The organism is Acidovorax benzenivorans (genome assembly GCF_028680575.1).
GTDB lineage: Bacteria > Pseudomonadota > Gammaproteobacteria > Burkholderiales > Burkholderiaceae_C > Acidovorax > Acidovorax benzenivorans.
In genome coordinates, this window is record NZ_JAPCKI010000014.1 from 31703 (window position 1) to 49067 (window position 17365).

Below are 17365 nucleotides of genomic sequence, written 5' to 3' on the forward strand. Positions count from 1 at the left end.
GACAGCGTATTTTTACAACGACAGGAGACAAGGAATGACTGAATCGCGAATCCAACGCCGGGATGTATTGCTCGGTGCGGCGGCTGCAGGCCTGGGCCTGGCCAGCGGCAGCAGCTGGGCCCAGAGCGCCTGGCCCAGCAAGCCCGTGACGGTGGTGGTGCCGTTCCCCGCCGGGGGCGGCACCGATGCGTTTGCCCGGCCGCTGGCTGCGCAGTTTTCCAAGAGCACGGGCAAGACGCTGGTGATCGACAACCGGGGCGGCGCTGGTGGCACGCTGGGCGCCAGCATTGCGTCCAAGGCAGCGCCCGATGGCTACACGCTGTTCATGGGCGCGGTGCACCATGCCATCGCCCCGTCGATGTACCCCAAGCTCGACTACGACATCGAAAAGGACTTCATTCCCCTGGCGCTGTTGGCCAATGTGCCGCAGGTACTGGTGGTCAACCCCAAGACGCCGTCCACCAATTTCAAGCAGTTCCTGGACCACATCAAGCGCAACCCCGCCAAGCTCAACTACGGTTCGGCCGGGGCTGGCACCTCGCACCATCTGGCGGGCGAGCTGTTCAAGCAGCAGACGGGCACGTTCATCACCCACATCCCCTACCGTGGCGCTGGCCCCGCGCTGCAGGACCTGATGGGGGGCAACGTGGACATGATGTTCGATGGCCTGGGCTCATCGGCCAACCACATCAAGAGTGGCCGCATCAAGGCGCTGATGGTGTCCGGCCCCAAGCGCAACCCCGCGTTCCCTGACGTACCCTGCGCCTCCGAAGTGGGTCTGCCCGATTACACCGTGACCACCTGGTACGGCCTGTGGGCGCCCAAAGGCACACCGGCCGATGTGCAGGCGCGCATCGTGGACGAAATCAAGCACTTGGGCACCGCCGATGAACTCAAGGCCGTGTGGGCCAGCAATGGCGCGGACTACGGCGGCATGACCCAGCAGCAATTTGGCGCTTTCGTCAGCAGCGAGGTCAAGCGCTGGGCGGCGGTGGTGAAGGCGTCTGGTGCTAAATTGGATTAACCCCCTGAGGCGCTTCGCGCCATCCCCCAAGGGGGACGCCACCCGTGGCCTGGCGGAGCCAGTTCCACGGTGGCGCTGGTGATGGGGCTGCGCGGGCTCTTGGGCTGAGTAATTTGCGTAACTTGATGGGTTGTGAAGATGTCGGGTGAAGTTTTGATGAATGCCGGTGAGGGTGGTGTGGTGCATGTCACCCTGCGCCACACCGAGCGGCTGAACGCCATGTCGCGGCCCATGTGGCGGCAGTTGCGTGTGGTGTTTGAAGACGTGCAGCGCCGCGCTGATGCGCGCTGCGTGCTCATTGCGGGCGAGGGCGGGGCGTTTTGTGCGGGTGGAGATATTTCGGAATACCCCGGCTTCCGTTTTGACGCGGCGGCCCTGCGCGATTTTCATGAGAACGACGTGTGGGGCGGGCTGAACGCCATGCTCCAGTGCGATGTGCCCATCGTGGCCCAGATCAGCGGCGCCTGCATGGGGGCTGGTGTGGAGATTGCCAGCTGCTGCGACATTCGCGTTGCGGGTAATGGTGCCCGTTTTGGCGCGCCGATTGCCAAGCTGGGTTTTCCGATGGCCCCGCGCGAGGCACAACTGGTGGCGGGTGCGGTGGGTGACGTGACCGCACGCCAGATGCTGCTGGAGGCAGCCACTTTCAGTGCCCCCGACATGCTGGCGCGCGGCTTTCTGAGCCGCGTGGTGCCCGACGACATGGTGGCCACCGAAGCCCTGGGCAGTGCGCAGCGCATCGCCGCGCTGGCGCCCCAGGCCACCCGCATGAACAAACAGACGTTTCGAGCATTAAAAATGCCTCTAGCGCATGATAGTAAAGCGCAAGTAGCTATAAAAAATATAGTAAACGGGGTGCCTGACCCCTATGCCTACGCGGACAGCGCAGAGCACCGCGAAGGCATCACCGCGTTCCTTGAAAAACGCGCTCCCTTGTTTTGACGGGCCTTGCCCGCTTTGTTGATCCGACCCTTTGAAAACCGCCCAACTGCCATGAGCCAACACAACCTCTTCAGCGCATTGCGCGCCGCCTTTCCTGCCGACCTGGCCAGCACGGCCGTGGAGACCACGGCACCCGACGGCAAGCCGTTGTTCTACACCTGGGCCGATCTGGACCGCGCCAGTGCGCGCATGGCCAACCTGCTCACGTCCCTGAAGCTGCCCGAGGGCAGCCGCGTGGCCGTGCAGGTCGAAAAGTCGGTGGAGGCCATGGTGCTGTACCTGGCCACGCTGCGTGCTGGCTACGTCTTCCTGCCGCTCAATACGGCCTACCAGAGCGCCGAGATCGAATACTTCATCGGCAACGCCGAGCCTGCAGTGGTGGTGTGCACGCCCGGCAACTTTGGCTGGGTGAGCAAGATTGCCTTCACGCTGGGCACGCAGCATGTGTTCACGCTGGGCGATGACCGCAGCGGCAGCCTGCTGGAGCGCGCTGCGCACCATGGCGACAGCCATACGCCCGTGCCGCGCAAGGCCGATGACCTGGCCGCCATCCTCTACACCAGCGGCACCACGGGCCGCAGCAAGGGGGCGATGCTCACGCACGGCAACCTGCTCAGCAACGCACAGGTGCTCAAGGACTACTGGGGCTGGAAGAAGGGCGATGTGTTGATCCACGCACTGCCCATCTTTCACGTGCACGGCCTGTTCGTGGCCATCCACGGCGCGCTCATCAACGGCAGCAAGATGATCTGGATGGCCAAGTTCGACCCCAAGGCGGTGCTGGCTGCCATGCCGCGCGCTACGGTCTTCATGGGCGTGCCCACGCTGTACGTGCGCCTGCTGGCCGAGCCGGGTTTGAACAAGGAGGCTACGAAGGATATGCGCTTGTTCATCGCCGGCTCCGCGCCGCTGCTGATCGAGACCTTTACCGAATGGCAGCAACGCACCGGCCACACCATCCTGGAGCGCTACGGCATGAGCGAAACCATCATGCTCACTTCCAACCCCTATGCGGCCGACGCCCGCCACAACGGCCAGAGCGAGCGCCGTGGTGCCACGGTGGGCTTCCCGCTGCCCGGCGTGGGCCTGCGTGTGGTGGACGACGCAAACAGGCCCCTGCCCGTGGGCGAAATCGGCAACATCCAGGTCCAGGGCCCCAATGTGTTCAAGGGCTACTGGCGCATGCCCGAGAAGACGGCCGAAGAGTTCACGAAAGACGGCTGGTTCAAGACCGGCGATGTGGGCAAGGTGGACGAGCGTGATTACGTGAGCATCGTGGGCCGGAGCAAGGACCTCATCATCAGCGGCGGCTACAACGTGTACCCCGCAGAGATCGAGGGCTACATCAACGAGATGCCCGGCGTGGCCGAAAGCGCGCTGGTGGGCGTGCCCCACCCCGACTTTGGCGAAGTGGGCGTGGCCGTGGTGATCGCCAAGCCCGGCGCGCAGCTCAACCCCGAGGCCATCGTGGCGGGGCTCAAGTCGCAACTCGCCAACTTCAAGATCCCCAAGAAATGTTTTGTGGTGCCCGAGCTGCCCCGCAACACCATGGGCAAGGTGCAAAAGAACCTGCTGCGCGAGCAGCACAAGGGCTTGTTTGCCTGACACGGGCCCGAGGGGGGGTGGGCTGCGTCGGCTGCGCGGTTTCACTCACCCCGTCGGCTAACCAGCCGTTGAGGCTTGGGGGCTGCAGAAAATACAGGGCGTGGCGGCGGCTGGCGCTGCGGCGCCATCGGCATGGTTGCAGCAATGCTCCAGCCACCCCGCCACCAGCCGGTACACCGACAGGTTGGTGCGTGCCGTGGGCGCGCACAGGTAATAGCCCAGCGGGCTGTCAAAGCGGTCTTTCAGGGGCTCCACCAGCGAGCCTGCCTGCAGTTCGTCCTCCACCAGGCAGGTGGGCACGATGCCCACGCCAAAGCCTGAAACTGCGGCACGGATGATCAGCGAGTACAGGTTGAAGCCCGGCCCGAACCGGCTGGCGCTGGTGTCCAGACCGTTGGCTTCCATCCAGTCTTGCCAGGCCAGGGGCACCTCAATGTGCTGCAGCAGTGTGGCGCGCATCAGGTCTTGCGGCGTGCGCAGGGGCAGGGCGGCTTGCAGTTGCGGGCTGCAGACAATGCTGGTTTCCTTGCCAATCAGGTAGCGCGCATTGGCGCTGGGCCAGTTGCCGTAGCCGTACTGGATGGCTGCGTCGAACTCGTGCGGGGTCGCAAAGTCGTGCGCGTGCTGGTAGCGCACAAAGTTCAGCGACACCTGCGGCAGCGTGCGCTTGAAGTGCCCCAGGCGCGGAAACAGCCACTGCGCTGCAAACGTGGGTGGCACGGACAGGTTGAGCGAGCCGCCATCGCCCCCGTACGACATGAGCTGTGCCGTGGCCGATTCCAGCGCGGCCATGGCAGGGCGGGTGGCGTTGAGGTAGGTCGCGCCCGCCTCGGTCAGCTCCAGCCCCGTGGCCTTGCGGATGAACAGCTTCTGGCCCAGGTAGTCCTCCAGCGCGGCAATGTGGCGGCTGATGGCGCTTTGCGTCACGCACAGCTCGCGCGCGGCCATGGTGAAGGCCTGGTGCTTGGCGGCAGAGTGAAAAGCGTTCAGCTCAGAGATGGTGGGGCACAGGCGGCGCATAGATGTATGCCTAGGGGGTATGAGTAGGGCTCATGGGATGGTGAGATTTTAGGCGTTGCGGATAAGGTCAATTGGCCCGATAAATGCGTCCTGTGACAGCAACGTGTCAAGCGCCACACTCTGTAGATGCTGCAATGCACCAGATGGATGCTTGATGGTCTTCATGGCCCCCTGAAAAAGCAGGCTATGAGTAATTTTGAAGCCATCGCGCCCACTTTGACGAATCTCATGACCTCTTTGTTGATTGAAAACAGCCGTGTGCTGGATGTGCATGCCCTCACATTGCGCACCGGCTTGTCCGTTCTGGTGCAGGACGGCCGCATTGCGGCGGTAGGCACCAACCTGCAGGTGCCAGAAGGGGTCACCACGCTGGACGCCAAGGGCATGACCCTGATGCCCGGCCTGATTGATTGCCACGTGCATGTGGTGGCGTCTTCGTTCAACCTAGGCGCCGTGGCCAAGATGCCCAATGTGTTCACCATGCTGCGCTCGCTGCCCATCATGAAGGGCATGCTGGAGCGGGGCTTTACCACCGTGCGTGATGCGGGCGGCGCCGACTGGTCGCTGGCTGAAGCGGTGCGCACGGGGCTGGTGCAGGGGCCGCGCATCTTCCCTGCGGGCAAGGCGCTGTCGCAAACTGGGGGGCATGCGGATTTCCGCCAGCGCAACGATGACCTGGATGTGTGTTCGTGCGCCTACAAGTTGGGCAACATCGGCCGCGTGGTCGATGGGGTGGATGCCTGCCGCCTGGCGGTGCGCGAAGAAATCTTGAAGGGCGCCACGCAGATCAAGGTGATGGCATCGGGCGGCGTGGCGTCGCCCAACGACCCGATTGGCAACCTGGGCTATTCCGAGGCCGAGCTGCGCGCCATTGTGGAAGAGGCCTCCAATGCCAACACCTATGTCATGGCACACGCCTACACGCCCCGTGCCATCGCCCGCGCCGTGCGCTGCGGTGTGCGCACCATTGAGCACGGTAATTTGGTGGATGCACCCACGGCCGAGTTGATGGCAGAGATGGGCGCTTTCATGGTGCCCACGCTCATCACGTATGAGGGCCTGGCCAACGAGGGCGAGCGCTACGGTTTGCCTGCGGTGTCGATCGCCAAGATCGATTCGGTGCGCGGCCAGGGCAAGCAGGCCATTGAGATCCTGGCCAAGGCGGGCGTGAAGATGGGCCTGGGCAGCGACCTGCTGGCCGAAACACATTACCTGCAGTCTGACGAGTTGCGCCTGCGCGCCGACGTGCTGGGCAATGGCCCGGTGCTGCAGCAGGCCACGCTGATCGGCGCCGAGATCCTGGGCCAGCAAGGCCAACTGGGCGAGATCACGGCGGGTGCCGTGGCCGACCTGTTGCTGGTCGATGGCGACCCGCTTGCCGACATCACCTGCCTGCTGAACCAGGGCGAGCGCATCCGCGCCATTGCCAAGGACGGCGTGTGGGTCAAGAACACCCTTTGATTTCCCCTTTGACACCCACCGGAGAACACCATGCAACGTAGAAATTTCGTCAAGCTCGGCGGCGCAGCTGCTGCCCTGCAGTGCCTTCCCTCCATCGGCTTTAGCCAGCAAGGGGATGTGTTTCGCATTGGCTCGCTCACGCCCATCACGGGCGCAGGCAGCCCCTACGGCCCGGGCATGCAGCAAGCCATCCGCCTGGCGGTAGACGAGGTCAATGCCGCTGGCGGTGCCGGTGGCCGCAAGCTCGAACTCTTTACCGAAGACGACCAGACCAAGCCCGACGCCGCCGTGCTGGCCGCCAAGAAGCTGATCGAGGTGAACAAGGTGCAGGCGGTGCTGGGCACCTGGGCCTCGGGCGTGACGCTGGCCGTGATGCCGCTGACGGATGCGGCAGGCATCATCCAGATGAACGTGTCGGGCGCACCCGCCATCTCTACGCTGGACACCAAGGACCTGGTGTGGCGCTTTCAGGCCACCAACGACCGCTTTGGCGCTGCGTTTGCAGAGATCTGCACCAAGCGCGGCTTCAAGCGCCCGGCCACCATGGCGTTCAACAACGCATCGGGTCTGGGCAATGTGGAAGGCTTCACCAAGGTGTGGGAAAAGCGCGGTGGCAAGGTGGCGGCGCACGTTACCTACGAACCCAACCGCCCCAGCTACCGCAGCGAACTGCAGAAGATTCTGGCGGCCAAACCCGATGTGATCGTGATGGGCTCGTACCTGCCCGACACCACCATCATCCTGCGCGAGTGGTTCCAGTCGGGCGCCGACAACAAGTGGGTCATCCCCGGCTGGGCGGCCAATCCCGACCTGGTGAAGGCCCTGGGCGCGGAAGTGTGCGAAGGCATCATTTCGGTGGAGACGGTTTCCAACGAAAAGAGCACGTCGTATGCGCAATTCGATGCGGCGTTCACCAAGGCCACGGGCAAGGCTGCGTCCACCAACATCTATGCCGCCATGGCCTACGACATGGTGATCTCTCTGGCCCTGGCCATGGAGGCCGCAGGCCCCAAGGCCACGGTGGAGCAGATCAACGCCAAGCTGCGCGAGGTGTCCAACGCCCCCGGCACCGCCGTGTACTCGTTTGCCGATGGCAAGGCGCAGTTGGGCAAGAAGGCCAAGGTGAACTACGAAGGCGCGTCCAGCAAGCTGGACTTTGACAAGTTCGGCGATGCCACGCCCGACTTCGGTGTCTTCATCATCGAAAAGGGCCAGCTGGTGCGCCGCGACGTGGTGTCCATCGCTGCGTGATGTGCCAGGCCCGGTGTGTCTGCTGAGTGCAGGACCCGGGCTTATGTTTTGTTATGGAGTCGGCATCAACCCACTTAAACCCTTCACGCTGAGCCTGTCGAAGCGCAGCGCAGAGCTTCGACAGGCTCAGCCCGAACGGATGGTTCAAGTTCAAAGATGCGGATTCAATAGGACTGCGCACAGCGAGATGTGCATGGAATGACCCAATGACCTGGATCGATTTTGTAAACCTGCTGATCAACGGATTGATCGAAGGCCTGGTGGTGGCGCTGCCCGCGCTGGCCATGACCCTGGTGATGGGCGTCAACCGCTTTCCCAATGCAGCCACCGGCGACATGCTGACCACCGGCGCCTACGCTGCCGTGGCGGTGCAGTTGTTGGGCGGCTGGCCGCTGTGGGCGGCGGCGCTCATCAGCATGGTGGTCACGGCAGTGGTGTCGGCGGGCTCGTACACGCTGATCTTTCGCAAGCTGGCCGGGCGGCCCATGGTGTCGTCCATGCTCGCGGCCATCGGCCTGGGCTTTTTGCTGCGCAGCCTGATTGGCTTTTTTGCGGGGCATGACCAGCGGACGTTTGACCTGCCCCTGGTGCGCGCCTGGAACTTTGGCGGCATCCGCATCCTGCCCACTGACCTGGTGATTGCAGCGGTGGCCGCTGCATGCCTGGTGGTGGTGTTTGTGCTGATCTACCGCACCAGCTTTGGCCGCCAACTGCGCGCCGTGGCCGACAGTGCCGATCTGGCACGCGCGAGCGGCATCCGCGCCAATGGGCTGATGCTTAGTTTGTGGCTGCTGGTGGGGGCCTTGTCATCGCTGGGCGGCGTGCTGCTGGGCATGAAGGCCGTGGTCAGCCCCGAGATGGGGTGGGAGAGTTTGATCCCCGCCTTTGCCGCCATGGTGCTGGGCGGCATCGGTAGCCCGGTGGGCGCGGTGCTGGGTGCGCTGCTGCTGTGTGTGGCGCAAGAGCTGGCGGTGCCGTTGTTGGGGCCGTCGTACAAGCTGGTGCTGTCGTTTGTGGTGTTGGCGCTGGTGCTGCTGGTGCGCCCGGCCGGCATCATGGGCCGCGTGCAACTGGTGCGGTAAGGAGTTCGATTCATGATTGCTTACCTGTGTGCCATTGGCATCGTTGCCCTTATCTACTGCCTGCTGGCGCTGGGCCTGAACCTGCAGTTCGGCCTGACCCGGCTGGTCAACTTTGGCGTGGTGGCGTTCTTTGCTGTGGGCGCCTACACATCCGGCCTGCTGGCGCTGCAAGGCGTGCCGCTGGTGCTGTGTTTTGTGGCGGCGGCTGTGCTCTCGGGTTTGCTCGCGCTGCCCATTGGCCTGCTGTCGCTGCGCCTGCGGGATGACTACCTGGCCATCGTGACGCTGGGCTTTTCGGAGGCGGTGCGCATCTCCATCCAGCAAGAAAGCTGGTTGACCAAAGGCGTGCAGGGCTTGCCCGGCTTGCCCAAGCTGTTTGCGTCCTGGGGCAGTGGCGTGTCGGACATGGCGATTTTTGCCACGCTGCTGGCCATGGTCGCTGTGGTGGCCTGGGGCACGGTGCGCCTGGCGGCCAGCCCGTTTGGGCGGCTGCTCAAGGCCATTGGCGACGATGAGCCCGCGTTGTCGGCCCTGGGCAAGGACCCCGCCTGGTTCAAGGTGCAGGTGTTCATGCTGGGGGCGGCGTTGGCCGGGCTGGCGGGTGCGTTTTACGCGCACTTCATTACCTTCATCACGCCAGAGCAGTTCATCCCACTCATCACGTTTTACGTGTGGATGGGGCTGGTGATGGGCGGCTCGGGCACGGTGCGCGGTGCGGTGTTTGGATCGCTGCTGCTCATGGTGTTTCTGGAAGGCTCGCGCTTTGCCAAAGACTGGGTGCCGGGCGTGTCAGAAGTCGGCATGGCCAGCCTGCGCCTGGCGGCGGTGGGCCTGGCGCTGATCCTGGTCACCTTGTACAAGCCCAATGGCCTGTTTGGAGGCAAAACCCAATGACCGCAACAACGATGCTGAAAGTGGACGCCGTCACGCGGCAGTTTGGGGGCTTCAAGGCGGTGGATGGGGTGTCGCTGCAACTGGGGGCGGGCGAGATATTGGGCATTGCAGGCACCAACGGTGCAGGCAAAAGCACGCTGTTTGCCGCCATTGCCGGGCAGCAGCCAGCGGACGCGGGGCAGATTCATTTTGAAGGTCAAGACATCACCCGCATGCCTCCGTACCGCCGGGCGCGGCTGGGGCTGGTGCGCACGTTCCAGATTCCGCGCGAGTTCAAGAGCCTCACGGTGCACGAGAACCTGATGGCGGCTGCCGCCAACCCGCAAGGGGAGCGGTTGCTGAACGCCTTCTTCCAGACGCGCAGCCTGCGCGAGCACGAGGCGCAGCTCTCCGTCAAGGCCGACCGCATCCTGCAGTTTTTGAACCTGGCGCGGGTGCGCGACGTGAAGGCGGGTGGCTTGTCGGGCGGCCAGAAGAAGCTGGTGGAGCTGGGCCGCGTGCTGATGCTGGACCCGCGCTGCATTTTGCTGGACGAGCCGTTTGCCGGGGTCAACCCGGTGCTGATCGAAGAGATTTGTGACCGCGTGCGCGAGCTGAACGGGCAGGGCATCGCGTTCATCGTGATCGAGCACCACCTGCAGGCGCTCAAGTCGTTGTCGAACCGAATGATCGTGATGGACCGGGGCTCCATCCTGGCCGAAGGCGACCCGCACACCGTGCTGGACGACCCGCGCGTGCAGGAAGCCTATATGGGAGGGGTGGTATGAGCGGTGCAGACAACTTGCTGCGGATCGCGCAATTGCGCGGCGGGTATTCCGAGGTGGACATCATCCACGGCATCGACCTGGCCGTGGCGCCGGGCGAGATCGTGACCATTGCGGGCACCAATGGCGCAGGCAAGTCCACCCTGGTGAAGGCGTTGCTGGGCCTGCTGCCGCGCGTGGCGGGCACCATCCACCTGGGTGGGCGCGACATCACGGCCCTGTCGGCCGAAGACCGGTTTGACGCCGGGCTGGCCTATGTGCCGCAGGTGGCCAATGTGTTCCCGTCCCTCACCGTGCGCGAGAACCTGCTGGTGGTGCGCGGCGTGGCAAACATCAAGCGCCGCATGGACGAGGTGCTGGCCGACTTTCCGGCGCTGGTGGAACGATTGCCTCAGCCCGCCAGCAACCTCTCGGGCGGCGAGCGCCAGCAGCTCGCCTTCGCGCGGGCTCTCATGCCGTCGCCGCGCATCATGGTGCTGGACGAACCGACGGCAGCGCTGGCGCCGTCACTCGTCGGCAAGGTGTTTGACATGGTGCAGAAGCTGCCCGCCGCAGGCGTGGCGGTGCTGATGGTGGAGCAGCGCGCGCGCCAGGCGCTGCAGATCAGCCAGCAGGGCTACATCCTGGACCAGGGGCGGTGCGTGTTGCAGGGCCCAGCGCAGGGGCTGCTTGCCGATGAGCGCATGGCGCAGCTTTACCTGGGCAACCACTGAGTCGCCTGCGATTCAGCCGGAAATGCAAAACACCGAGCAGGCGCTTTGCCTTCTCGGTGTTTTGCTATTTATTTAATAGCTGTTAGCGCTTTATTTATAAGCGCTAGAGCATGTTTTTATGCTTAACGCAGCACCAGCACAGGGATGTGCGAATGCGTCAGCACATGCTGCGTTTCGCTGCCCAGCAGCAGGCGCTTGAGGCCCTTGCGGCCGTGCGATGCCATGACAATCAGGTCGCACTTGTGCTTCTTGGCGGCGGCAATCACGGCCTCGGCGACCAGGTCGGACTTGGCGATCACGGCCTTTACCGTCACGCCTTGCGCACCGCCCTGGGCCTTTACGCCATCGACCATGGCCTGTGCGGTATCGCCCCACTGGGCTTCGATGCGCTTGACGTCGTTCATGTCCACCGGCATGCCACCTTCAAAGTAGCTGCGGGGGTAACGGGGCACCACCTTGAGGGCTACCACTGTGGCGCCCGTCAGTGCGGCCAGCGACAGGCCATGTTCCACTGCTTTGTCCGACAGGGGGGATCCGTCTGTAGCGATCAGGATGCGTTTGTACATAAAAGGGCTCCTCAAAGTGATGGAACAAGCTTAGGATGAATCATGTTCCAGGGCTTGATACAGGTCAATGTAATGACGATGTCCCGCAGATAGGCTTGACCCATGTCCATGTTTCAACCCGGTGCGCCGGTTTCAGCTCCGGCGCCCCATCCTGACAGCGTGACAAGCCCGTTGCTGCCGCAGCGGGTGGAACTGCTGGACGACCCCCAGGAGTGGCTGGCATTTGGTCGCCCCTGCACGCCTGCGGGCAACCCTTTGCCCAGCGGCGCAGCCGATAGCGCCACAGTCGACCCAGAATCCACCGCGTGGGACTCCCATGTGGTGCTGGAGGGCATGCACTGCGCTGCCTGTGCCCTCACGATTGAAGATGCCCTGCGAGCCGTGCCGGGCGTGGTGCAGGCCGATGTGAGCGCCGCCACCCGTCGGGCCCGCGTGGTTTGGCAACCTGGCCGGGTTTTGCCGTCGCAATGGATGGAGGCAGTGCACCGCGCGGGTTACCGTACCATGCCCGCAATGGATGCGTTTGCGCGTGACCAGCGCCTGCGCGAGAGCCGCCGTGCGCTGTGGCGTTGGCTGGTGGCGGGCTTTTGCATGATGCAGGTGATGATGTATGCGTGGCCCGCCTACGTGGCGCAGCCGGGCGACCTGTCGGGTGAGATGGAGCAACTGCTGCGCTGGGCTTCATGGGTCATCACGCTGCCCGTGGTGGTTTTTTCTTGCGGGCCTTTTTTTACCAGCGCGCTGCGCGATATCCGCCTGCGTCGGGTCAGCATGGACCTGCCTGTGGCGCTGGGCATGGCGATCACCTTTGTGGTCAGCACGGCTGGTACCTTTGACCCGGCAGGCACCTTCGGCAAGGAGGTGTACTACGACTCCCTGACCATGTTCGTGTTCTTCCTGCTCACCGGCCGTTGGCTGGAGTTGCGCCTGCGTGATCGCACAGCGGGCGCGCTGGAGGCGGTGATGAACCGCTTGCCCGACAGTGTGGAGCGGCGCGCGGTGGATGGCGGCTTCACCCGCGTGGCCACGCGGCGCATTGGGGTGGGGGACACCATCCGTGTACTGCCGGGCGAAGCGTTTCCGGCCGATGGCCGCATCACGGTGGGCAACACATACGCGGATGAGGCCTTGCTGACGGGGGAGTCCACGCCCGTGGCACGCCCGGTGGGCAGTGCCGTCACGGCGGGTAGCTACAACCTGCAGTCGCCGGTCGAGGTGCTGGTGGAAGGCACGGGCGGGCAGACTCGTTTTGCGCAAATTGTGGCGCTGATGGAAAGCGCCTCGCTGCAAAAACCCCGCCTGGCCCAGTTGGCTGACCGCATTGCGCGGCCTTTCCTGGTAGCGGTGTTGCTGGCGGCGGGCCTGGCTGCTGCCTACTGGTGGCCGTCGGACCCTGGGCATGCGCTGATGGTGGCGGTGGCGGTACTCATCGTCACCTGCCCGTGCGCGTTGTCACTGGCCACCCCGGTGGCCATGCTCACCGCCGCAGGTACGCTGGCGCGCCACGGCGTGCTGGTGCGCAACCTGCAGGGGTTGGAAGCACTGGCCCAGGTGGACACCATGGTGTTTGACAAAACGGGCACGCTGACCCGCGACGGTATGGCGCTGCAGGCTGTTCACACGGTGGGCGACTGCCGCGCTGACGATGCCCTGGCCTTGGCGGCCGCTTTGGCGCGCCAGTCGATGCACCCGGCTTCGCGTGCATTGGCTGCGGCGGCTGCGCAGCAGGTGCCGCTGGAGCGCTGGCAGGTGACTGGCCTGCAAGAAGACGCGGGTCTGGGGCTGACCGCCACCGTGGAGGATGCCACTGGAGGACAGGCTCCTCGGACGATCCGCCTCGGCTCTGCCAGCCACGCGGGTGTTGCTACTGGCGACAGCAGTGCTGCACTGCAGGTGGTGCTTTCTGAACAAACGACGGATGGCGCCCTGCACGAACTGGCCCGCTTCGATCTGGTGGAAGACCTGCGGTCCGAGGCCTCGGCCGTGGTCCATGCGTTGCAGCAGGACGGTGTGGCCGTGCAATTGTTGTCAGGTGACCGCCGGGGGGCTGTGCAGCGGGTGGCCGCGCAGGCGGGCATTGCCCGCGCCCAGGGTGAGTGCGACCCGCAGGGCAAGCTGGCGGCCCTGCAGGCGCTGCAGTTGGAGGGGCACCATGTGGCCATGGTGGGCGATGGCCTCAATGACGGCCCGGTGCTGGCGGGGGCCCATGTATCGTTTGCGTTTGGCCGCGCGGTGCCGTTGGCGCAGTCGCGGGCAGACTTTGTGGTGCTGGGGGGCAGCTTGGCGCTGGTGCCGCAGACGGTGCTGTTGGCACGGCGCACCTTGCGCGTGGTGCGTCAAAATCTGTGGTGGGCTGCAGCCTACAACGCGCTGTGCGTGCCGCTGGCGGTAGCGGGCTGGATGCCCGCCTGGCTGGCCGGATTGGGCATGGCGCTCAGTTCGCTGCTGGTGGTGCTCAATGCCGCGCGCCTGGCGCGCGACCTGCCTTCCTTGCAGGGGTCGCACCCTGAGGAAGGCGCTGCGCCTGCGCACCTGGACTCGGTGGTTGGCAGCGCAACGCAGCCGCCCCTGCATCTTTCAAAGACAACCCTGGAGCCCGTCTGATGGACATCCTATATTTGTTGATTCCGCTGTCCGTGATGCTGGTGCTCTTGATTCTCGGAGGCTTGTGGTGGGCGGTGTACCGCGGCCAATTCGAGAGCGTCGAACAAGAGGGGGAGCGCATTCTCCGAGACGGTTGACTTGTGTCAATGCCCGATAGCCGCGACTGCAACAAACTCTTACTGCAATATAAAGAGGTGCCCGATGGATTTTCCAAAAACAAATGCTGCGCACTACAACGATACGGTAGTGCGGCAGTTCTCTATCCTGGCCGTGGTGGTGGGGGTGGTCGGCATGCTGGTAGGCGTCATCATCGCCGCCCAGTTGGCCTGGCCAGAACTCAACTTTGGCATTCCCTGGCTCAGTTATGGCCGCTTGCGACCTTTGCACACCAATGCGGTGATCTTTGGTTTTGGCGGCAGCGCGCTGTTTGCCACCAGCTACTACGTGGTGCAGCGCACCTGCCAGGTCCGGCTTTTTGCCGGTCCCTTGGCTGCCTTTACCTTCTGGGGCTGGGTGCTGGTCATCGCGGCAGCGGTGGTCAGCCTGCCCATGGGCTATACCCAAGGCAAGGAATACGCTGAACTCGAATGGCCTATCGACATCCTGATCACGCTGGTCTGGGTGTCCTACGCCATCGTGTTCTTCGGAACCATTGGGATCCGCAAGGTCAAGCACATCTATGTGGCCAACTGGTTCTTTGGTGCCTTCATTCTGGCCGTGGCTCTGCTGCACCTGGTGAACAGTGCCGCCATCCCTGCGGGCATGATGAAGAGCTACTCGGCCTATGCCGGTGTGCAGGATGCCATGGTGCAATGGTGGTACGGCCACAATGCCGTGGGCTTCTTCCTGACGGCGGGCTTTCTGGGCATGATGTATTACTTCATCCCCAAGCAGGCTGGCCGTCCGGTGTACAGCTATCGCCTGTCCATCGTCCACTTCTGGGCGCTGATCTTCACCTACATGTGGGCAGGCCCACACCACCTGCACTACACGGCGCTGCCTGACTGGACGCAATCGGTGGGTATGGTGTTCTCGCTCATCCTGCTGGCTCCCAGCTGGGGTGGCATGATCAACGGCATCATGACCCTGTCGGGCGCATGGCACAAGCTGCGTGACGACCCCATCCTGCGCTTCCTGATCGTGTCGCTGTCGTTCTATGGCATGTCCACGTTCGAAGGTCCGATGATGTCCATCAAGACCGTCAACGCGTTGAGCCACTACACCGACTGGACCGTGGGCCACGTGCACTCTGGTGCCCTGGGCTGGGTGGGCCTGATCTCCATGGGTTCGCTGTACTACCTGGTGCCCCGCCTGTTTGGCCGTGAAAAGATGCACTCCATCAAGGCCATTGAACTGCACTTCTGGATGGCCACTATCGGCATCGTGCTGTACATCGCCGCAATGTGGATTGCCGGTGTGATGCAGGGCCTGATGTGGCGCGCGATCAACCCCGACGGCACGCTCACCTACACCTTTGTGGAAAGCGTGAAGGCCACCTATCCCTTCTATGTGATCCGTGTGGCGGGTGGCTTGCTGTACCTGGGCGGCATGGTGGTCATGGCCTGGAACGTGTGGCTGACTGCTATCTCGGGTCGCTCGGTCAAGGTGGCCATTCCTGCAGTGAACGCGGCCCACGCTTGAGTCCGAAGGAGATTATTCATGTCCAACAACAACACATCTGCTTCGACCGGTTTCTCCCATGAAAAGGTAGAAACCAACAACTTCCTGATGATCGTGCTGATCCTTCTGGTGATTGCCATTGGCGGCATCGTGGAGATCGTGCCGCTGTTCTTCCAGAAGTCCACCACCGAGGCTGTCAAGGGTGTGGAGCCCTACAACGCTCTGCAACTCGCTGGCCGCGACATCTACATCCGCGAAGGCTGCTACAACTGCCACTCACAGATGATCCGCCCCTTCCGCGCCGAGACGCTGCGGTATGGCCACTACTCGGTGGCAGGTGAGTTTGTGTATGACCACCCCTTCCAATGGGGTAGCAAGCGCACGGGCCCTGACCTGCACCGCGTGGGCGGCAAGTACAGCGACGAATGGCATCGCATCCACCTGAACAACCCACGCGATGTGGTGCCGGAGTCCAACATGCCTGCCTACCCCTGGCTCGAAAAGAACCAGGTGGACGCCAGTGCGATGGCGCCTCACATGAAGGCACTGCGCACCGTCGGCGTGCCCTATACCGACGAGCAAATCGCTGCCGCCGCCGCCGATGTCAAGGGCAAGACCGAGCAGGATGCCCTGATCGCCTACCTGCAAATCATGGGCCGTGCGCTCAAGTAAGCGAAGGAGATATCCCATGGACATCACCACCATGCGCATCGTCGCCACCCTGGCGTCGATGGCCTGCTTCATTGGCATCTGGGTCTGGGCCTACAGGGGCCGCAACAAGGCCCGGTTCGACGAGGCAGCCCAGCTGCCCTTCGAGACAGATTGACCTTCACCAGAACGAGAACACCCCATGAGTGACTTCACCAGCAATTTCTGGTCGGTCTTTGTGACCACGCTGACCTTGGTCGGCATCATCGCCTGCGCCATCCTGCTTTGGATGGCCGGCCGCAAGAAGGTCGCAGCCACCTCCGACAACACCACCGGCCACGTCTGGGACGAGGACCTGGTCGAGATGAACAACCCCCTGCCGCGCTGGTGGGTGTGGCTGTTTGTCATCACCATCGTCTTTGGCTTGGGCTACCTGGCTGCGTACCCTGGTCTGGGTACCTTCACCGGCAAACTCAATTGGACGCAAAAGGGCGAGTACGAAGCCGAAATGGCCAAGGCCAAGACGGAACTGGAGCCGCTGTACGCCCGCTTTGCATCCATGAAGCCCGAAGACGTGGCGAAGGACCCGCAGGCCCATGCCATTGGCGAGCGCTTGTTCATGAACAACTGCGCGCAGTGCCACGGCTCGGATGCACGCGGCAGCAAGGGCTTCCCGAACCTGGCGGACAACGACTGGCTGCATGGCGGCGCACCCGAGAAGATTCGCGAGACGCTGGAGAAGGGGCGCATTGGCAATATGCCTCCCATGGCAGCCGCCGTGGGCACCCCCGAGGATGTGCGCAATCTGTCGCACTACGTGCTGAGCCTGTCGGGCAGCCCCCACGACTCTCTGCGTGCTTCGCTGGGCAAGTCCAAGTTTGCAGCTTGCGCCGCCTGCCACGGCATGGACGGCAAGGGCAACCAGGCGCTGGGGGCGCCCAATCTGACCGATGACATCTGGCTGCATGGCTGGGGCGAAGCGGCTATCACTGCCATGATCAACAATGGCAAGGTCAACCAGATGCCTGCGCAGGCAGAAAAGTTGACCGAAGCACAGATCGGCGTACTCTCTGCCTATGTGTGGGGTTTGTCGAACAAGCCGGTGGCAGCACGCTGACCTGGCTGCCGGAAGGTGCCTGACGTACCTTCCGGTTTGGTTCTGAGCGGCACA

At 63.7% G+C, this 17365-nt stretch carries 17 protein-coding genes; 15 read left to right on the forward strand and 2 right to left on the reverse strand.

What is annotated here, in order from left to right; genetic code table 11:
* The first annotated feature begins 34 nt into the window (after nt 1–34).
* The 3 genes from OIN59_RS19220 (at nt 35) to OIN59_RS19230 (ending at nt 3571) form a co-directional block, all read left to right on the forward strand.
* Nucleotides 35–1024: a Bug family tripartite tricarboxylate transporter substrate binding protein gene (locus OIN59_RS19220; RefSeq protein ID WP_274112844.1), complete on the forward strand. Its 990-nt coding sequence runs from the start codon at nt 35–37 to the stop codon at nt 1022–1024.
* A gap of 138 nt (nt 1025–1162) precedes the next feature.
* Nucleotides 1163–1966, forward strand: a complete 804-nt coding sequence (locus tag OIN59_RS19225; protein ID WP_274112847.1) for an enoyl-CoA hydratase/isomerase family protein — start codon at nt 1163–1165, stop codon at nt 1964–1966.
* 51 nt (nt 1967–2017) lie between these two features.
* Complete coding sequence (locus OIN59_RS19230; RefSeq protein WP_274112849.1) at nt 2018–3571, forward strand: malonate--CoA ligase; 1554 nt, start codon at nt 2018–2020, stop codon at nt 3569–3571.
* Nucleotides 3572–3628: 57 nt separating this feature from the next.
* Here the strand turns inward: OIN59_RS19230 and OIN59_RS19235 are convergent, their stop codons facing one another.
* Nucleotides 3629–4591: a LysR substrate-binding domain-containing protein gene (locus tag OIN59_RS19235; RefSeq protein ID WP_274112851.1), complete on the reverse strand. Its 963-nt coding sequence runs from the start codon at nt 4589–4591 to the stop codon at nt 3629–3631.
* A gap of 228 nt (nt 4592–4819) precedes the next feature.
* Between OIN59_RS19235 and OIN59_RS19240 the strand changes: the two genes are divergently transcribed.
* From OIN59_RS19240 to OIN59_RS19265, 6 genes are all read left to right on the forward strand, one after another.
* Entirely contained in the window at nt 4820–6052 is a 1233-nt protein-coding gene (locus tag OIN59_RS19240; protein ID WP_274112853.1) for a metal-dependent hydrolase family protein, read from the forward strand.
* A 30-nt stretch (nt 6053–6082) separates the two neighbouring features.
* Complete coding sequence (locus tag OIN59_RS19245; RefSeq protein WP_274112855.1) at nt 6083–7303, forward strand: ABC transporter substrate-binding protein; 1221 nt, start codon at nt 6083–6085, stop codon at nt 7301–7303.
* A 206-nt stretch (nt 7304–7509) separates the two neighbouring features.
* Nucleotides 7510–8385: a branched-chain amino acid ABC transporter permease gene (locus tag OIN59_RS19250; protein WP_274112857.1), complete on the forward strand. Its 876-nt coding sequence runs from the start codon at nt 7510–7512 to the stop codon at nt 8383–8385.
* Nucleotides 8386–8397: 12 nt separating this feature from the next.
* Complete coding sequence (locus tag OIN59_RS19255; RefSeq protein ID WP_274112859.1) at nt 8398–9279, forward strand: branched-chain amino acid ABC transporter permease; 882 nt, start codon at nt 8398–8400, stop codon at nt 9277–9279.
* A complete protein-coding gene (locus OIN59_RS19260) occupies nt 9276–10046 on the forward strand; it encodes an ABC transporter ATP-binding protein (RefSeq protein WP_274112861.1) in 771 nt (256 codons plus the stop codon). The genes OIN59_RS19255 and OIN59_RS19260 overlap by 4 nt, the downstream gene beginning before the upstream one ends.
* Nucleotides 10043–10756, forward strand: coding sequence for an ABC transporter ATP-binding protein (locus OIN59_RS19265; protein ID WP_274112863.1), 714 nt, complete (start codon nt 10043–10045; stop codon nt 10754–10756). The genes OIN59_RS19260 and OIN59_RS19265 overlap by 4 nt, the downstream gene beginning before the upstream one ends.
* A 122-nt stretch (nt 10757–10878) precedes the next feature.
* Here the strand turns inward: OIN59_RS19265 and OIN59_RS19270 are convergent, their stop codons facing one another.
* Entirely contained in the window at nt 10879–11322 is a 444-nt protein-coding gene (locus OIN59_RS19270; RefSeq protein WP_274112865.1) for a universal stress protein, read from the reverse strand.
* 108 nt (nt 11323–11430) lie between these two features.
* On the opposite strand from OIN59_RS19270, the gene OIN59_RS19275 reads away from it, so the two are divergent.
* The 6 genes from OIN59_RS19275 to ccoP all read left to right on the forward strand — a co-directional run bounded on the left by OIN59_RS19275 (nt 11431) and on the right by ccoP (nt 17311).
* Complete coding sequence (locus OIN59_RS19275) at nt 11431–13926, forward strand: heavy metal translocating P-type ATPase (protein WP_274113019.1); 2496 nt, start codon at nt 11431–11433, stop codon at nt 13924–13926.
* Nucleotides 13926–14063: a cbb3-type cytochrome oxidase assembly protein CcoS gene (gene ccoS / locus OIN59_RS19280; protein ID WP_274112867.1), complete on the forward strand. Its 138-nt coding sequence runs from the start codon at nt 13926–13928 to the stop codon at nt 14061–14063. Before OIN59_RS19275 ends, ccoS begins: the two co-directional genes overlap by 1 nt.
* A gap of 64 nt (nt 14064–14127) precedes the next feature.
* Nucleotides 14128–15567, forward strand: a complete 1440-nt coding sequence (ccoN, locus tag OIN59_RS19285; protein WP_274112869.1) for a cytochrome-c oxidase, cbb3-type subunit I — start codon at nt 14128–14130, stop codon at nt 15565–15567.
* Between the two features lie 18 nt (nt 15568–15585).
* The gene (ccoO, locus tag OIN59_RS19290) at nt 15586–16218 is read left to right on the forward strand and encodes a cytochrome-c oxidase, cbb3-type subunit II (RefSeq protein ID WP_274112871.1); all 633 of its coding nucleotides are present in this window, start codon (nt 15586–15588) and stop codon (nt 16216–16218) included.
* A 16-nt stretch (nt 16219–16234) separates the two neighbouring features.
* Nucleotides 16235–16372: a CcoQ/FixQ family Cbb3-type cytochrome c oxidase assembly chaperone gene (locus OIN59_RS19295; protein ID WP_015014811.1), complete on the forward strand. Its 138-nt coding sequence runs from the start codon at nt 16235–16237 to the stop codon at nt 16370–16372.
* Nucleotides 16373–16396: 24 nt separating this feature from the next.
* Nucleotides 16397–17311, forward strand: a complete 915-nt coding sequence (gene ccoP / locus OIN59_RS19300) for a cytochrome-c oxidase, cbb3-type subunit III (protein ID WP_274112873.1) — start codon at nt 16397–16399, stop codon at nt 17309–17311.
* The last annotated feature ends 54 nt before the right edge of the window (nt 17312–17365 follow it).